The sequence below is a fragment of the Rhodococcus mengyinensis genome, from assembly GCF_048381435.1.
Classification (GTDB): Bacteria; Actinomycetota; Actinomycetes; order Mycobacteriales; family Mycobacteriaceae; genus Rhodococcus_F; species Rhodococcus_F opacus_D.
Window position 1 is genome coordinate 98,787 of sequence record NZ_JBLWIT010000109.1, and the last position, 15,947, is coordinate 114,733.

General features: G+C 67.5%; 15 protein-coding genes. 12 read left to right on the plus strand and 3 right to left on the minus strand.

What is annotated here, in order from left to right; translation table 11 throughout:
- Nucleotides 1-110 precede the first annotated feature (110 nt).
- Genes ACNJ7E_RS23020 through ACNJ7E_RS23035 form a run of 4 tightly spaced genes read left to right on the plus strand, consistent with a single transcriptional unit; the run spans nt 111 to nt 4,999 of the window.
- Nucleotides 111-1,796 (plus strand): glycoside hydrolase family 13 protein, encoded by a 1,686-nt coding sequence (locus ACNJ7E_RS23020; protein ID WP_283332799.1) that lies wholly within the window; start codon nt 111-113, stop codon nt 1,794-1,796.
- Nucleotides 1,793-3,058 carry an ABC transporter substrate-binding protein gene (locus ACNJ7E_RS23025; RefSeq protein WP_418341056.1) on the plus strand — a complete coding sequence of 422 codons (1,266 nt, stop codon included), beginning with the start codon at nt 1,793-1,795 and terminating at the stop codon, nt 3,056-3,058. The genes ACNJ7E_RS23020 and ACNJ7E_RS23025 overlap by 4 nt, the downstream gene beginning before the upstream one ends.
- A gap of 12 nt (nt 3,059-3,070) precedes the next feature.
- Complete coding sequence (locus ACNJ7E_RS23030) at nt 3,071-4,108, plus strand: carbohydrate ABC transporter permease (protein WP_280782943.1); 1,038 nt, start codon at nt 3,071-3,073, stop codon at nt 4,106-4,108.
- Nucleotides 4,109-4,111: 3 nt separating this feature from the next.
- Nucleotides 4,112-4,999 (plus strand): carbohydrate ABC transporter permease, encoded by an 888-nt coding sequence (locus ACNJ7E_RS23035; RefSeq protein WP_418341057.1) that lies wholly within the window; start codon nt 4,112-4,114, stop codon nt 4,997-4,999.
- Between the two features lie 55 nt (nt 5,000-5,054).
- Here the strand turns inward: ACNJ7E_RS23035 and ACNJ7E_RS23040 are convergent, their stop codons facing one another.
- On the minus strand, nt 5,055-6,011 hold the full coding sequence (locus ACNJ7E_RS23040; protein ID WP_418341094.1) for an AraC family transcriptional regulator: 957 nt from the start codon (nt 6,009-6,011) through the stop codon (nt 5,055-5,057).
- A gap of 190 nt (nt 6,012-6,201) precedes the next feature.
- Here ACNJ7E_RS23040 and ACNJ7E_RS23045 point away from each other — a divergent pair, with 190 nt between their 5' ends.
- From ACNJ7E_RS23045 to ACNJ7E_RS23055, 3 genes are read left to right on the plus strand one after another with little or no spacing between them, the layout of a single operon-like run.
- Entirely contained in the window at nt 6,202-7,662 is a 1,461-nt protein-coding gene (locus ACNJ7E_RS23045) for a flavin-containing monooxygenase (protein ID WP_418341058.1), read from the plus strand.
- A complete protein-coding gene (locus ACNJ7E_RS23050) occupies nt 7,659-8,588 on the plus strand; it encodes an alpha/beta hydrolase (protein ID WP_280782945.1) in 930 nt (309 codons plus the stop codon). Before ACNJ7E_RS23045 ends, ACNJ7E_RS23050 begins: the two co-directional genes overlap by 4 nt.
- Nucleotides 8,585-9,415: an SDR family NAD(P)-dependent oxidoreductase gene (locus tag ACNJ7E_RS23055; RefSeq protein WP_280782946.1), complete on the plus strand. Its 831-nt coding sequence runs from the start codon at nt 8,585-8,587 to the stop codon at nt 9,413-9,415. The genes ACNJ7E_RS23050 and ACNJ7E_RS23055 overlap by 4 nt, the downstream gene beginning before the upstream one ends.
- 18 nt (nt 9,416-9,433) lie before the next feature.
- Here ACNJ7E_RS23055 and ACNJ7E_RS23060 read toward each other — a convergent pair whose 3' ends face one another.
- Together ACNJ7E_RS23060 and ACNJ7E_RS23065 are read right to left on the minus strand one after the other, a co-directional pair.
- Complete coding sequence (locus ACNJ7E_RS23060) at nt 9,434-9,763, minus strand: SHOCT domain-containing protein (RefSeq protein WP_009477323.1); 330 nt, start codon at nt 9,761-9,763, stop codon at nt 9,434-9,436.
- Between the two features lie 16 nt (nt 9,764-9,779).
- A complete protein-coding gene (locus ACNJ7E_RS23065) occupies nt 9,780-10,229 on the minus strand; it encodes a DUF6325 family protein (RefSeq protein WP_280782948.1) in 450 nt (149 codons plus the stop codon).
- A gap of 264 nt (nt 10,230-10,493) precedes the next feature.
- Here ACNJ7E_RS23065 and ACNJ7E_RS23070 point away from each other — a divergent pair, with 264 nt between their 5' ends.
- The 5 genes from ACNJ7E_RS23070 to ACNJ7E_RS23090 all read left to right on the plus strand — a co-directional run bounded on the left by ACNJ7E_RS23070 (nt 10,494) and on the right by ACNJ7E_RS23090 (nt 15,925).
- On the plus strand, nt 10,494-12,140 hold the full coding sequence (locus ACNJ7E_RS23070; protein ID WP_280782949.1) for an MFS transporter: 1,647 nt from the start codon (nt 10,494-10,496) through the stop codon (nt 12,138-12,140).
- 39 nt (nt 12,141-12,179) lie between these two features.
- Complete coding sequence (locus ACNJ7E_RS23075; RefSeq protein WP_280782950.1) at nt 12,180-13,388, plus strand: low temperature requirement protein A; 1,209 nt, start codon at nt 12,180-12,182, stop codon at nt 13,386-13,388.
- A gap of 116 nt (nt 13,389-13,504) precedes the next feature.
- A complete protein-coding gene (locus tag ACNJ7E_RS23080) occupies nt 13,505-14,755 on the plus strand; it encodes a molybdopterin-dependent oxidoreductase (protein WP_418341059.1) in 1,251 nt (416 codons plus the stop codon).
- Between the two features lies 1 nt (nt 14,756).
- Nucleotides 14,757-15,269 (plus strand): hypothetical protein, encoded by a 513-nt coding sequence (locus ACNJ7E_RS23085; protein ID WP_418341060.1) that lies wholly within the window; start codon nt 14,757-14,759, stop codon nt 15,267-15,269.
- Nucleotides 15,266-15,925, plus strand: coding sequence for a methyltransferase domain-containing protein (locus ACNJ7E_RS23090; protein ID WP_418341061.1), 660 nt, complete (start codon nt 15,266-15,268; stop codon nt 15,923-15,925). Before ACNJ7E_RS23085 ends, ACNJ7E_RS23090 begins: the two co-directional genes overlap by 4 nt.
- Nucleotides 15,926-15,947 lie beyond the last annotated feature (22 nt).

Here is a 15,947-nt window from a genome sequence, read left to right on the forward strand (position 1 = left end):
AAAGAAATCTCACTACTCGAGTTGACAGGCCCCTGTGACGTGCCTCACGCTCTTTACGCAAACGTTTACGCATCACATTCCCCCATCCCATCCCCCACCGAGGAGATTCGATGACCCAGTCCGTGGAGTCGACCGCAACCACCGTCGCGAGCCGGCACCCAGAAGCCTGGTGGAAGACGGCCGTCGTCTACCAGGTCTACATCCGCAGCTTCGCCGACGGGAACGGCGACGGCATCGGCGACCTCACCGGCTTGCGTTCCAAGCTGCCCTACCTCGCCGACCTCGGCGTCGACGCCGTGTGGATCAATCCCTGGTACCCGTCGCCGATGGCGGACGCCGGCTACGACGTGGCCGACTTCCGTGACATCGAGCCGTCGTACGGCACGCTCGCGGAGGGGGAGGCGTTCATCGCCGAGGCCCACGAGCTGGGGATCCGCGTGATCCTCGACATCGTGCCCAACCACACCTCCAGCGAGCACCGCTGGTTCGAGGCCGCCCTCCGCGACGAGCCCGGGGCACGCGACCGGTACATCTTTCGCCCGGGCCGCGGTCCGGCAGGCGACGAGCCGCCCAACGACTGGCAGAGCGCGTTCGGCGGTCCCGCATGGAGCCGCCTGGACACCGGCGAGTGGTACCTGCACCTGTTCGCTCCCGCCCAGCCCGACCTCAACTGGGAGCACCCCGAGGTCCGGGCGGAGTTCGAGGACATCCTGCGCTTCTGGTTCGACAAGGGCGTCGACGGTTTCCGGATCGACGTCGCCCACGGCCTGGCCAAGGATCCCGCACTCCCCGATGCCGGTGAGCGCCTTCCCGGTTCGCAGCACACCGACCCCCACCCCGCGTGGGATCAGGATGCCGTCCACGAGGTGTACCGGGGCTGGCGGGCCGTCGCCAACACCTACGCCGACCGCGTCTTCGTCGCCGAGGCCTGGGTGCCCGGCAACGACCGCCTGGCCCGGTACCTGCGCCCCGACGAGCTGCACACCGCGTTCCAGTTCGACTTCCTGCGAGCCCCTTGGCGTTCTGTGAGCATCCGCGCCGTGATCGACGACGCGCTCGAGCAGGCGGCCACAGTCGGCGCACCCGCCACGTGGGTGCTCTCCAACCACGACGTTCCCCGCACCGTCACCCGCTACTCGCGCTCACAGCCCGACCACCTGGTCGAAACCGACTGGGAGCGGGCCCGCTGGGCGCTCGAGGAACCGAACCACGAACTGGGTCGGCGTCGTGCCCGCGCGGCCGCGCTGCTGCAGCTGGCGTTGCCGGGCACCGCATACATCTACCAGGGCGAGGAACTCGGACTGGAAGAGGTCGAGGACCTTCCCGACGAGGTCCGGCAGGATCCGACGTGGTTCCAGACCGGTTTCACCGACCGCGGCCGGGACGGCTGCCGGGTTCCGATCCCGTGGTCGAACGACGCAGTGCCGTACGGCTTCTCCCCGTTCGACGCGGAGGAGGACACGTGGCTTCCGCAGCCGGGGCACTGGGCCCCGCACACCGCGGAAGCGCAGGCCGGCCACCCCGAGTCGTTCCTCACGCTGTACCGCGAGGCGCTCGAACTGCGACGAGAATTCTTCGACACCCCGCATGCCGTCGAGTGGCTCGACACTCCCCGCGACGTGCTCGCGTTCACCCGCGGCACAGTGCAGTGCTGGGTGAACACCGGCGCCGAACCGATCACACTGCCCGAAGGACTGACCGTCGTACTCGGTTCGGTCGCCGACATCACCGGCGGAGTTCTCCCGTCCGACGCCGCGGTGTGGCTGTCGGAACCGGGCGCGGGTGAATCACGATGAAGCGCGTCGCCGCCTGCGCGGTGGCCGTCGGCGTCCTATTCGCGGCGACGTCCTGCGCCGATCAGGGCCTCGACGCCGCCGCGCAGGCGGAGAAGGAGAACCTCGACGGCCGCGGACCCATCACCTACGTGCAGGGCAAGGACAACTCGAACGTCATCCGGCCGCTGATCGACGAGTGGAACGCCACCCATCCCGGGGAGGAGGTGACGTTCAAGGAACAGTCCGACCAGGCAGACCAGCAGCACGAGGACCTGGTGCAGCACTTCCAGTCCCGCGACTCCGGGTACGACGTCGCCGTCGTCGACGTCGTGTGGACCGCCGAATTCGCGGCCCGCGGATGGCTGCAACCGCTCGAGGGCCCGATGGCGATCGACACGTCCGGCCTGCTTCCCGCGACGGTCGCGGGGGCCACGTACGGGGACGTCCTGTACGCGGCCCCGCAGACCAGTGACGGCGCCCTGCTCTACTACCGCACCGACCTGGTGGATCATCCGCCCGCCACCTGGGACGAACTCCTCGGCGCGTGCGGGACGGCACAGCACGCCGGAATCGGCTGCTACGCCGGGCAGTACGCCAAGTACGAGGGGCTGACCGTCAACGCGTCCGAGGCCATCAACACCGCGGGCGGGTCGATCCTCGGACCGGACGGCGTGACCCCGACGATGAACACCCCGGAAGCCAAGGCGGGCCTCCAATCGCTCGTCGACGCCTACCGTTCGGGTGCCATCCCCCGCGAGTCGGTCACGTTCCAGGAGGAGCAGGCACGGCAGGCGTTCCAGAGCGGCGACCTGCTGTTCATGCGCAACTGGCCGTACGCGTACAGCCTGATGGACGGTCAGGGCAGTTCCGCAGTGTCGGGCAAGTTCGCGGTGGCGCCGCTGCCGGGGAAGAGCGGACCCGGTCACTCGACACTCGGCGGGCACAGCGCCGCGATCAACGTGTACTCCGAGCACAAGGCGACCGCCTCGGACTTCCTGAAGTTCTTCCTGGAGAAGAAGTCACAGGCATTCTTCCTGTCGCAGGGATCGCTCGCCCCCGTCCGCGCCGACGTCTACGACGACCCGGAACTGATCGAGCAGTACCCGTACCTCCCCACGTTGAAGACGTCGATCGAGAACGCCGTGACCCGGCCGGTCACCCCGTTCTATCCCGCGGTCACCCGGGCCGTGCAGAACAACGCCTACGCCGCGATCAAAGGCGAGAAGACGGTGGACCAGGCCGCCGCCGACATCCAGTCCGCGATCGCCGCGGCCGGGTCCTAGAGGAGACAGCCGATGACCGTTCACGAACTCTCACTCGAGAAGACGCCCGCTCCCCCACGTCGGGACGGCGCGAGATCCGGCGAACCGCAGGGCGCGCGACCGCGGAAGGGCCGCAGCAAGGCGGCGATGTTCCTGATCCTGCCGACCATGATCCTGCTGGGCATCGTCGTTCTGTACCCGGTGGTCAGTGCCATGGTGATGTCGCTGTTCAAGGACCCGACGATCGATCCCGCCACCGGCAAGTTCGTCGACCAGGGTTTCGCGGGTCTGTCGAACTACACGCACTGGCTGTTCCAGCGGTGCACCGACACGACCGGAGCGTCGGTGTCCTGCCCCGGCGGCACGCTGGGGTCGCTGTTCTGGCAGTCGATGTGGGTCACCGTGTTCTTCACCGTCGTCACCGTCGCCATCGAGGTCGCGCTGGGACTGTGGTTCGCCACCATCATGAACCGGGCGTTCCGCGGTCGGGCACTGCTACGCACCAGCATTCTCGTGGCGTGGGCCATCCCGACCGCCGTCACCGCGAAGCTGTGGTACTTCGTCTTCGCCTACGACGGCATCGCCAACAAACTGCTCGGCACGGAAATCCTGTGGACCGGTGACACGTGGCCCGCCCGGTTCGCCGTCGTGATCGCCGACGCCTGGAAGACCACACCGTTCGTGGCGTTGCTGATCCTCGCCGGACTGCAGATGGTGCCCGCCGAGGTGTACGAGGCGGCGCGGATGGACGGCGCCAATGCGTGGCAACGATTCCGGTCGATCACATTGCCCCTCATCAAGCCGGCCATCCTGGTGGCGGTCCTCTTCCGGGTGCTCGACGTCCTGCGGATCTACGACCTCCCGGCGATCCTCACCGGCGGCGGTGGCGGCGACGGCACCGCCACCACCACGCTGTCGATCCTGGTGATCGACCAGATGCGCCAGGGATTCAACAGCGCGTCCGCCCTCTCCACGATCACGTTCCTGTTCATCTTCGCCGTCGCCTACGTACTGGTGAAGGTGATGGGCGTCAACGTGATCGACACCCAAGAGCAGCAGCGAAAGGCCTGATCCATGTCCACAGCAGTCGTCACACCGGGGATCCCCCGTGCCGCGGTGGCACGCCGGCACCGGGCACCGTCGCTCGCCTCCATCCGCGCCTACCTGGGCCTGGCGGTGATCGTCGTCTGGGGTCTGGCCCCGGTCTACTGGATGGTGGTCACCGCCTTCCGCCACTCCGACTACACGTTCGACACCACCCCGTGGCCCACCCACGTCACGCTGGAGAATTTCGCGAGCGTGTTCTCGACGGAGGCGGGCAACCACTTCGCCAGGGCACTCGTCAACAGCACGATCATCGGCGCCGTCACCACCGCGATCGGTCTGGTCGTCGGAGTCGGCACCGCGTACGCGCTGGCGCGACTGCAGTTCCGGGGAAAGCACGTCGTTCTCGGAATCATCCTGGCGGCGTCGATGTTCCCGGGTGTCGCCGTCCTGACACCGCTGTTCCAGCTGTTCACGTCGATGGGCTGGTTCGGCACGTACCAGGCGCTGATCATCCCGAACATCTCGTTCGTGCTGCCCCTCACCATCTACACCCTCACCGCGTTCTTCAAGGAACTGCCGTGGGAACTCGAGGAGGCCGCCCGAATCGACGGGGCCAGCAGGCGGCAGGCCTTCCGAATGGTGTTGCTACCCTTGGCCGCGCCGGGACTGTTCACCACCGCGATCCTCGCGTTCATCGCGTCGTGGAACGAGTACCTGATCTCCAGCCAGCTGTCCAACGACGTGACCCAGCCGGCCACCGTCGCCATCGCACAATTCGCGGGCAGCAAGCCGCACGAGGAGCCGTTCACGTCCGTGATGGCAGCGGGAACGGTCGTGACCATCCCGCTCGTCATCATCGTGCTGCTGTTGCAGCGGCGCATCGTGTCCGGCCTCACCGCCGGCGGCGTCAAGTAGCCCTGCGGCTCCGCCGCCCGTGAGTACTTATTAACCGCCCGCGGTTAATAAGTACTCACGGGTGCAGGTCGGCCCGGTACTGCCTCGGCGTCTTCCCGAACCACCGCCTGCAGGAACGGTTGAGGGTGCTCTGTTCGGTATAGCCGAGGAGTCCCGCGATCTGGCCGAGATGAAATCCCGGTTCGGCGAGGTATCTCGCCGCCTGGGCGCGACGTTCCCGTTCGATGAGGTCCTGGCATCGCACACCCTCCTCGGCCAGCCGCCGTTGCAGCGTGCGCGGATGCATCGACAGTTGGTCGGCGATGGCCTCGGCGCTGCAGTGGCCGGTGGGCAGCAGACGCCGGGCCAACTCGGCCACGCGTTCGGACAGCGCCGCGGTGCTCGGCAGGTAATGCGTTTCCAGGTATTTCGTGGCGATGCGCCGGGTCTCCGGATCTGCGCTGTCGATCCGCCGGTCCGCCAGGGCTCGGGGCAGTTCGAACCCGCACCACGTCTGACCGAACAGGACGGGGCAGTCCAGCGCGCCGCGGTAGGCGGCGTCCGACCCGAGTTGGTCGTGCACGAACGAGATCAGCGAGGGACGCGCGTCCGGGCCGCCGAGTAGCCGAAGGATGCGGACGCCGTTGGCCATCGCCAGCTCGTATCCCTGAGGCAGATAGGGCAGCGACGGTTCCGTCATCTCGTAGACGAACCGGACGTCGCCTGCGGTGCGCGGCTCGACGGTCAGCTTCAGGGCGGGCGAGTGCACGTAGAAGTAGCGAGCGATCGCCTCGAATGCGCCGTGCACGGTCTGGGCGTTCCGCGCGATCACGGCGACGGGCCCGAGGATGTCCAGGCCCTGCCAGTGCGAGAGCCGGAGCCCGAAGTCCGGGCAGCCCAGGTCGGCGGCGCCGGCCTCCAGCACGTGCACGACCGCCTCGAACGACACGAACGCGTCCTCCTCGTGCTCGACTCCCGGCGGGATGTGGAAGCGCGCGAGGGACGACTCCGGGTCGGCGCCCAGCTCCCGCATCAGGTCGCCGTACCCCCAGAGGTTCGTGGCCCGGATCAGACTTCCCACGGGGTCAACTCTCCTCTCGCCGGAAACGATGTCGGGAAATGCTAAAAGCATGTCCGAAAGTGTCAAGACCTGTGACGTGGCACACAGTCATTCTGTTTGTACCCCATCCTGCGAACCCAGCAGGCAGAAGCGCGAGGAAGCCATGAGCACGACACATTTCGACGTTCTGATCATCGGTGCCGGACTGTCCGGCATCGGAACGGCCTGCCAGGTGACGGCCGAGTTCCCCCACAAGACCATCGCGGTGCTGGAGCGCCGCGAGCGGCTGGGCGGTACGTGGGACCTGTTCCGCTACCCCGGTATTCGTTCCGACTCCGATATGTTCACGTTCGGCTACAAGTTCCGGCCGTGGCGTGACTCGAAGGTGCTCGCGGACGGTGCGTCGATCCGCCGGTACATCGCGGACACCGCGCGGGAGTTCGGCATCGAGGACAAGATCCGTTACGGGCTGAAGATCGTCGGGGCGGACTGGTCGACGGCCGAGGAACGCTGGACGGTGACCGCCCTGCACGAGGCGACCGGCGACATCCGCACCTACACCTGCGGGTACCTGGTCAGCTGCACCGGCTACTACGACTACGACGCCGGCCACCTGCCGGACTTCCCGGGCACGGACCGATTCCGGGGCCGGTGCGTCCACCCACAGCAGTGGCCGGAGGACCTCGACTACACGGGTAAGAAGGTCGTCGTGATCGGGAGCGGCGCCACCGCCGTCACCCTGGTCCCGTCGATGGCCGGCGATGCAGAGCACGTGACCATGCTGCAACGCTCGCCGTCGTACATCTTCTCGATCCCCGCCCTCGACAAGATCTCCGAGGTGCTGGGCCGATTCCTGCCCGCCGAGTGGGTGTATTCGTTCGGCCGCAAGCGCAACATCGCCCTCCAGCGCGGGCTCTACCTGGCGTGCCGACGGTGGCCGCGGCAGATGCGTCGATTCCTGCTCTGGCAGGTACGACGACGCCTCGGCCCCGGATTCGACATGAGCCACTTCACGCCGAACTACATGCCGTGGGACGAACGCCTCTGTGCGGTGCCGGACGCGGACCTCTTCACCGCGCTCTCGTCGGGAGACGCGTCGATCGTCACCGATCACATCGACACGTTCACCGATAAGGGCATCCTGCTGAAGTCGGGACGGGAATTGGAGGCGGACGTCGTCGTCACCGCCACCGGCCTGAAGATCCAGATGCTCGGCGGAATGGAACTGTCCGTGGACGGGCAGCCCCGTCCGCTGCACGGTCAGATGACCTACAAGGGCGTGCTCGTCGAGGGAATCCCCAACCTGGCCTGGGTTTTCGGCTACACCAACGCGCCGTGGACCCTGAAGTCCGATATCGCGGGCGCCTACCTGTGCCGGCTGCTCCGGTACATGGACGAGGGCGGTCACACCGTCGCGACGCCCCGCGACGTCGAGAACTCCGCGATGGACATCGGCATGCTCGACCAGTTGCAGTCCGGGTACGTGCAGCGCGGCAAGGACGTCATGCCCCGCCAGGGGTCCACGGAGCCGTGGAAGGTTCTCATGCACTACGAGAAGGACTCCACGATGCTCCTCGACGACCCCGTTCACGACGGAATTCTGCAGTTCGGCGCGCCGGCATGAGTAACGTCAGCCGGGGTGCCATCCGGGCCTGCCTGCGCAGCGCACGCCCACTGTTCGCGTCCCACCGCGTGCCCGTCGGGGCGAAGCGCCTCATGGTCGAGATGGTGACGGCCGCCGCCCGCCCACCGCGTGGCACCCGGTTCGAGCGCGACACGGTCGCCGGCGTCCCCGTTGTGCGGGTGCGGCCGGCGCACACCACCGGGGGGACGCTGATCTACCTCCACGGCGGCGGATACGCCCTCGGAAGCGCGAAGGGGTACCGCGGCCTGGTCGCGCACCTCGCCGCAGCCGCCGGGACGACGGCGGTGATCCCCGACTACTCACGCTCGCCGGAATCCCGCTACCCGATTGCCCTCGAGGAAATGGTCGCGGTCTACTCCCGGCTACTCGACGACGGCCTCGACGCGGACACCACCGTCGTCGCGGGGGATTCCGCCGGCGGCGGACTGACGCTGGCGCTGGCGACGGCACTGCGTGATCGTGGCCTCCCCGCCCCGTCCGCGCTCGGCCTGATCTGCCCGTGGGCCGACCTCGCGATCGACGTCGACAGGTCGCGACCGGTGCTGCGCGATCCCCTCATCCTGCCGTCCATGACGGCCGAATGGGCCCCGCGCTATGCCGGACAGCACGATCCGAGATCGCCCGGCATCTCCCCGGTGTACGGCGACATGACGGGTCTGCCGCCGATCGTCATGCACACGGCCGGCGACGATCCGATCTCCGTCGACGCGGAGAAGATCGAAGCAGCCGTCGCCGCTGCGGCGGGCGTCCTCCACCATCGCCGGTTCGACGACCTGTGGCACGACTTCCACCTCCAGGTCAGCCTCCTCGCCGAGGCACGCGAGGCGGTCACCGACCTCGGCGCGGCACTGCGCCGTCACATCCAGGAAATTCACCCCGACACAGCAAAGGTTGCATCCACATGAGCACGTTCGAAGGAAAAGTCGCCGTCGTCACCGGAGCAGGATCCGGCATCGGCCGGGCCCTCGCCCTCGATCTCGCGAAGAGGGGCGCAAGGCTCGCCCTCTCCGACGTCGATACCGTCGGACTCGCCGACACCGTCCGCCAGGCCAAGGCGCTGGGCGCGGAGGTCAGGTCCGACCGAATCGACGTCGCCGAACGGGAAGAGATGCTGGAATACGCAGACTCCGTCGTCACAACGTTCGGCACGGTCCACCAGGTCTACAACAACGCCGGCATCGGCTACAACGGCAACGTCGAGAAGTCCGAGTTCAAGGACATCGAGCGGATCATGGACGTCGACTTCTGGGGCGTCGTCAACGGGACCAAAGCCTTTTTGCCACATCTGATCGCGTCCGGCGACGGGCACGTCGTCAACATCTCGAGCCTGTTCGGGCTGATCGCCGTGCCGGGCCAGAGCGCCTACAACGCCGCGAAATTCGCCGTGCGCGGCTTCACCGAGTCGCTGCGGCAGGAGATGCTGATCGCCAAGCACCCCGTCGAGGTGACGTGCGTGCATCCCGGAGGCATCAAGACCGCCGTGGCCCGCAACGCCACTGTCGCCGAGGACGAGGACGCACAGACCTTCGCGGACTTTTTCGACAAGCGGCTGGCCCTGCACTCGCCGGAGATGGCCGCGAAGACGATCCTCGACGGAGTCCGCAAGGGGAAAGCCCGGGTGATCATCGGCTGGGAGGCGAAGGCCCTCGACGTACTGGCCCGCGTCATCGGGTCGTCGTATCAGCGGGTGGTCGCCACCGGCTTCGCGACCTTCATGCCGTGGATGAAGTAGGCGACTGCCGGGGTCGTCCTAGGACGCCAGGATCTTTGCCTTCTCGGCGTTGAATTCGGCTTCGGTGAGCACACCTTGCGCTCTGAGTTCTCCGAGATCCTTCAGAGCGGCGATCCGGTCGACGCTCCCTCCTCCCGCGGAGGGGGTGGGGGCGGCCTGCGGCGGGGGTGCCTGGGCGTAGGCCGGGGCCTCGTTCTGCGGGGCTTGCGGTTGCTGCTGTGGTTGCTGTTGCGGTTGCTCTTTCGCCGCCCACCGTTGACCCTGGCGTCGAGACACTCGATTCGACACGGACGTCGCGGTTCCGGCGATGACGGCGGTGCGGGCGATCCCGCGGAGGAGTCCGGGCATGATGTTGTCCTCGGTTTCAGTTTCTGGCTTCGAGCGCGTCGAGTGACGCCAGGATGCCCTGCACAGGGATACGGCCCGATGCCACGAGCTGCGCTCCGCTGCGACGCAGGGCGGTTGCGAGCGGTGCGGCCCAACTGTTCTCGTAGACCAGTACCGCGGCCGAGGCACCCGGCTCGAGCACGGATCCGGCGTCGGCGATGTCCGTCAGGTCGAGCAGGCCGGTCGAGGCCTCGGCGAAGAGCGACACATCTATATCGCCCACGAGTCCGACGTCGACGACGTCGATCGCCACGACGGAACCGTCCGTTTCCTTGCGAAGGAAGACCAGGTCGAGCACTCGCACGGTGCCCTGCTCGACGAGTTCGCGGAGGATCGCCAGCGCTGATCCGTCCGGTCTTCGGTCGGCAGGGAACTCCACCACGAGATAATCGATGGGCCCGCTATCCTCCGGGTCGATATCGTTCACCGGAAAACCTCTCTTCGTACATGCCGAGGGGATCCGCGGATGTCACCCCGGATCAGGGCTCGGTCACAATAATCCGGGATCCCCCACGAGAATTCCGGCCATTCTCCGAGCATAATCCGGTTCGAGACCGTCTCACGAGCTTTCACCCTGTTCGGATGATTTTCGGGGCGTGCCTCCATGCGACGCTGAGACCGACCTTCCCCAGCGGCAGCTCACGGAAGTGTTCACCGAAGCGAGCCTCGAGATGCCCCAGGAAAGGCCGTCGTGAGTTCAGGCAAAGAGTCGGTCGCGGTCGCCGGGTCCGGTCTGGTGCTCACGGTGCTGGCGTCCAGCCAGTTTCTGATGACATTGGACAGCTCCGTGATGAACGTGTCCATGGCGACGGTCGCGTCGGATCTCGGGACCACGATCACCGGCATCCAGACGGCCATCACGTTGTACACGCTCGTCATGGCGACGCTGATGATCACCGGCGGCAAGATCGGCACCATCATCGGTCGGCGCAAGGCGTTCGCACTCGGCCTGATCGTCTACGGCGCGGGCTCGCTCACCACGGCGCTGTCCCCCAACCTGGCGGTGCTGCTGATCGGATGGTCCCTGCTGGAAGGGATCGGCGCCGCGCTGATCATGCCCGCGATCGTCGCCCTCGTCGCGGCGAACTTCGCGGCCGAAAGGCGTCCCGCCGCCTACGGTCTGGTGGCCGCGGCGGGTGCGATGGCAGTTGCCGCCGGACCCCTCATCGGCGGTGCGGTGACCACGTTCGCGTCGTGGCGGTACGTCTTCGCCGGCGAGGTGGTGATCGTCCTCCTCATCCTGCTGGTGCTCCGACGCATCAACGACGTTCCACCGGCGAAGGTGCGCCTCGACCTGGTCGGATCGGCGCTGTCGGTGGTGAGCCTCGGGATGATCGTGTTCGGCGTCCTCCGCTCGAGCGAGTGGGGCTGGGTGCAGGCCAAGCCCGGCGGCACCGCGATCGCGGGACTGTCGCCGGTCGTGTGGCTGGTGCTGGGTGGTCTCCTGGTGCTCTACGGGTTCCTGCGGTGGGAAGCCCATCTCGCCGACACCGGCGGCGAGCCGCTGATCGACCCCCGACTGCTGCGGAACCGTCAACTCGCCGGCGGGCTCAGTATGTTCTTCGCCCAGTTCACCGTCCAAGCGGGCGTGTTCTTCACCGTCCCCCTTTTCCTGTCCGTGGTGCTCGAACTCGACGCGCTCCAAACCGGGATCCGGCTCATCCCGCTGTCCGTGGCACTGCTGCTGGCCGCTGCCGGGATCCCCAAACTCCGGCCCGAGGCCAACCCGCGCAGGGTGGTCCGGTTCGGTCTGGCGTCCATGATCGTCGGCATCCTGTTCCTCGTGGCCGGGATGGACCCCGGGGCCAACGCCGGCGTCGTGGCCGTTCCGATGCTGCTGATGGGGCTCGGACTCGGTGCACTGGCCTCCCAACTCGGCGCCGTCACGGTCTCGGCCGTCCCCGACTCGCAGAGCGCCGAGGTCGGCGGGCTGCAGAACACCGCCACCAACCTCGGCGCGTCCCTGGGGACGGCGCTCATCGGATCGGTGCTCATCGCGACCCTGAGCACCTCGATCGTCGCGGGGATCCAAGCCGATCCCGACGTTCCGCAGTCGGTCCAAGAGCGGGCGACCACCGAACTGGCGAGCGGTGTCCCGTTCCTCTCCGACACTCAACTGGCGGCGGCCCTGGAGGAGGCGTCGGTACCCGACGCCACCGCCCAGGACATCCTCGACATCAATTCCGACGCGCGACTCGAGGCACTCCAGGTGGCGTACGCCGTCACCGCACTCCTCGCCATCACGGCGTTGTTCTTCACCGGGCGGATCCCCCGCACCCCCGTCGGCTCCCCCGAACGAAAGACTGCGCCCGACCCCACTGACCGCCGCAGCTCGTAGGACTTTGCCCCGTCGCCGTCCGGTGGCAGCATTCTCCCCGTGACTTTCGCCCATCGTTTGCGTCCCCGTCTCGTCGAAGAACGAGCGTCGGTGTCGCCGCTCGAGCTGTTCTTCGACCTCGTCTTCGTGTTCGCCCTCACCCGCGTCACCGATCTGATGGCCGAGGACCCCACCGGGGTGAACCTGCTGCGCGGCGCACTGGTGATGGCCGTCCTGTGGTGGAGCTGGGTGGGGTACGCCTGGCTCTGCAACCTCGTACGCGCCGACGAGGGCATCGTGCGGGTGGTGATGTTCGGCGCGATGGGCGCCATGTTCATCACCGCCCTGACGATCCCCGAGGCGTTCGACGATCTGACCGGCGGACTCGACGGCCCCGTCATCTTCGCCCTCGGTTACTTCGTCGTCCGCCTGCTGCACCTGGTGATGTTCTGGGTGATCAGCCGCACCGACCCCCAACTGCGCGGTCAGGTGCTGCGGTTCGCGCCGAGCATGGTCACCGGCACCGTGTTCCTGCTCATCGCATCGCAGCTCACCGGCACGGCGCAGACCGTGATGTGGATCCTCGCCCTCGCCGGCGACTACATCGGCACACTGATCGGCGGCACCGACTGGCGGTTGCGGTCGATCAGCCACTTCGCCGAACGACACGGCCTCATCATTATCGTCGCGCTCGGTGAGTCGATCGTGTCGATCGGCATCGGCGTCGCGAGCCTGCCGATCTCCTGGGCGATCATCGTCGCCTCGCTGCTGGGACTCGCGGTGTCGGGGCTGCTGTGGTGGTCGTACTTCGACGTCACGTCACTGGCCGTCGAGCACGCCTTCGAGGAGGCAACCGGTGCGCGTCAGATCAAGATCGCCCGCAACTGCTACAGCTTCCTGCACCTGCCGATGGTGATCGGGATCGTGATGCTGTCGCTCGGTCTGAAGAAGATCCTGTCGTACGTCGGCGACGGCAACCATCACCGGCTCACCGACCCGCTGTACGGCTGGCCGCTGATCGCACTGTTCGGTGGGGCGGCGCTGTACCTCCTCGCGCTGGTCGCGTTCAAGGCCTACGCGACGAGGTCGGTCACCGTGCCGCGCGTCGTGACGGCGGTCGTCCTGATCGCGCTCCTCCCCGCCGTCTGGCACATCCCGGCCCTCGCCACCCTCGGCGTGCTCACCGCGGTCCTGCTCGCGATTATCGGATACGAGATGATCCGGTACGACCAGCCCCGCGACGAAATCCGGCACGGCGCGCACCCGTGAGTACTTATTAACCTCCCGCGGTTAATAAGTACTCACGGGCGAAGCAGTCCTGCACGGCGGCGGCACCGAATTACCTCTGAGGCTCGAGATGATCGAGCCGGAGGGATTGATACACCATGACCGACCACTCTCGCGGCCCACGATCACGCAGTCCACTGCGCGGACCGTGGCTGACCTCCGTGTTCGGCCTCGTCCTGCTGATCGGACTTCCGGTCGTCATCGTCACGGGGTTGCTCTCGTACATCGCGTACGGTCCGCAGTTCGGGCAGGCCCGTCCCGGCGACGTCGGGTGGCTGCACCTTCCGTACTTCGCGTGGCCCACCCGGCCGTCGTGGTTGTACCGGCTCACGCAGGGGCTGCATGTCGGGCTCGGACTGATCCTGGTGCCGATCGTGCTCGCCAAGCTGTGGTCGGTGATCCCGAAACTGTTCGTGTTTCCGCCGGTGCGGTCGCCGGCGCAGGCGCTCGAACGTCTGTCGCTGATCGCCCTGGTCGGCGGTGCGCTGTTCGAAATCATCACCGGGGTGCTGAACATCCAGTACGACTACATCTTCGGCTTCGACTTCTACACGGCGCACTACTGGGGCGCGTGGGTCTTCATCGCCGGGTTCGTGACGCACACGATCCTGAAGGTGCCGTTGATGGTGAGGTCGCTGCGTTCCCGGTCGTTGCGTGAAGTGCTGCGCACCTCCCGCGCGGACACGCGCCCCGAACCGCCGGACGAGAACGGCCTCGTGGCCGAAGACCCCACCTCGCCCACGATCAGCCGCCGCGGCGCCCTCGCCCTGGTCGGTGGCGGCGCCGCACTGGTCGCCGTCCTGTCGGTCGGGCAGACCACCGGCGGGTTCCTGCGCAATGCCGCGCTGCTTCTCCCCCGCGGCCGCTCGTACGGCGACGGTCCCAACGACTTTCAGATCAACCGCACCGCCGCAGCCGCGCAGATCACCCCGGAGCAGACCGGCGACACCTGGCGGCTCTCGGTGACGGGTGGCGCGGAAACCGTGCAGCTGAGCCGAAGTCAGCTGCGCGCCATGCCGTCGCACACCGCGACTCTTCCGATCGCGTGCGTCGAGGGATGGTCCACCACCGAGACGTGGACGGGTGTGCGACTGCGTGACCTCGCGGACGCCGCCGGGGTGACCGCGTTCGCGTCGGCGAAGGTGACGTCGCTGGAACGATCCGGGGCGTTCAACCAGGCGGTGCTCACATCCGATCAGGTGCTCGACGCCGCCGCCCTGCTCGCCCTCGAGGTCAACGGCGCGGACCTGTCCCTCGACCACGGCTACCCCGCCCGGATCATCGTTCCCGCCCTGCCCGGCGTCCACAACACCAAATGGGTGCAGGCCATCGAATTCCGGGAGGCGTGAGATGCGCCGATTCGCCCGCTTCTACGGCGCCAACCCGCTACATCTGCTGGCCGTACTGTTCACGTTCGCCCTCGCCGGATATGCGGTGGCGGTGGTCGGTCCGCAGAATCTGTGGGATCAGGACGTGTGGTGGAAGTCGATCGCCGTGTGGTTCCTCGGCGCGGTGATCGCGCACGACCTCGTGCTGTTTCCGCTGTACGCACTCGCGGACCGGTCCCTGACGTCCGGGCTGAACGCGATGCGGGGCAGGAGAACTCCACGACCGCGGTCGGTTTCGGCACTCAACTACATTCGCGTGCCGGCGCTCGCGTCCGGTCTGACGCTGCTGCTGTTCCTGCCGGGGATCATCGAGCAGGGCGCCGACGCGTATCTCGCTGCGACGGGGCTGACGCAGGAACCCTTCCTCGAACGCTGGCTGCTGCTCACCGCCGCGTTCTTCGCGGTGTCCGCCGTCGCCTACGCCATGCGACTCGCCTTGTCCCGCAGGACTGGTGACACGGGGAGCGACCCATGAGGAGAACCGACGTCTCCACGGACCTCCTGATGCGGCGCGCGTCCGCGGGTCTCCCGTGCTGGGTGCGCGACGCCCGGGGGACGCGTCGACCCCTGCCGGTGGGCCGGTGGATGGGCGGGGACGCATCCACCCTCTCCGATCGGATCGCGGACCGCGTGATGCTCACCGGGTGTCACGGCGCCACCGTGGACCTCGGATGCGGACCGGGCCGCCTCACCGCGGCACTCGTCTCGGCCGGTGTCACGGCGCTGGGGGTCGACTCCTCTTTCACAGCAGTCCAACTCACGATCCGCCGCGGCGGCCTCGCTCTGCACCGCGACCTCTTCGCGCCACTTCCGCGGTCCGGACACTGGGACCGGGTGCTGCTCGCCGACGGCAACATCGGCATCGGCGGAGAGCCGGTGCGGATACTGAGCCGCGCGCGAGAACTGTTGCAACCGCACGGAATTGTCATCGCCGAGGTGGATCCGCCGACCACGACAGGAGTTCGTCACGAACTACTGCGCTGGGAGACGGAGCATCTCGCCGGAGAATGGTTCGCCTGGGCGAGTGTGGGTGTCGCGGCGGTGTCCGGGGTCGCCCGCGCCGCCGGACTGAGCGTGACCGATGTTCTGCAGCACGCGAATCGGTACTTCGTGCGGATGGAATGGGCGTAAAGAGCTCCCATCCGCCGGCGAG

Bases quoted from the DNA above. Each gene is read 5' to 3' on its own strand.
- ACNJ7E_RS23020 (WP_283332799.1), top strand. From the start codon at position 111: ATGACCCAGTCCGTGGAGTCGACCGCAACCACCGTCGCGAGCCGGCAC.
- ACNJ7E_RS23030 (WP_280782943.1), top strand. From the start codon at position 3,071: ATGACCGTTCACGAACTCTCACTCGAGAAGACGCCCGCTCCCCCACGT.
- ACNJ7E_RS23035 (WP_418341057.1), top strand. From the start codon at position 4,112: ATGTCCACAGCAGTCGTCACACCGGGGATCCCCCGTGCCGCGGTGGCA.
- ACNJ7E_RS23060 (WP_009477323.1), bottom strand. From the start codon at position 9,763: ATGCCCGGACTCCTCCGCGGGATCGCCCGCACCGCCGTCATCGCCGGA.
- ACNJ7E_RS23025 (WP_418341056.1), top strand. From the start codon at position 1,793: ATGAAGCGCGTCGCCGCCTGCGCGGTGGCCGTCGGCGTCCTATTCGCG.
- ACNJ7E_RS23050 (WP_280782945.1), top strand. From the start codon at position 7,659: ATGAGTAACGTCAGCCGGGGTGCCATCCGGGCCTGCCTGCGCAGCGCA.
- ACNJ7E_RS23055 (WP_280782946.1), top strand. From the start codon at position 8,585: ATGAGCACGTTCGAAGGAAAAGTCGCCGTCGTCACCGGAGCAGGATCC.
- ACNJ7E_RS23080 (WP_418341059.1), top strand. From the start codon at position 13,505: ATGACCGACCACTCTCGCGGCCCACGATCACGCAGTCCACTGCGCGGA.
- ACNJ7E_RS23090 (WP_418341061.1), top strand. From the start codon at position 15,266: ATGAGGAGAACCGACGTCTCCACGGACCTCCTGATGCGGCGCGCGTCC.
- ACNJ7E_RS23040 (WP_418341094.1), bottom strand. From the start codon at position 6,011: ATGCGGGAGCTGGGCGCCGACCCGGAGTCGTCCCTCGCGCGCTTCCAC.
- ACNJ7E_RS23045 (WP_418341058.1), top strand. From the start codon at position 6,202: ATGAGCACGACACATTTCGACGTTCTGATCATCGGTGCCGGACTGTCC.
- ACNJ7E_RS23085 (WP_418341060.1), top strand. From the start codon at position 14,757: ATGCGCCGATTCGCCCGCTTCTACGGCGCCAACCCGCTACATCTGCTG.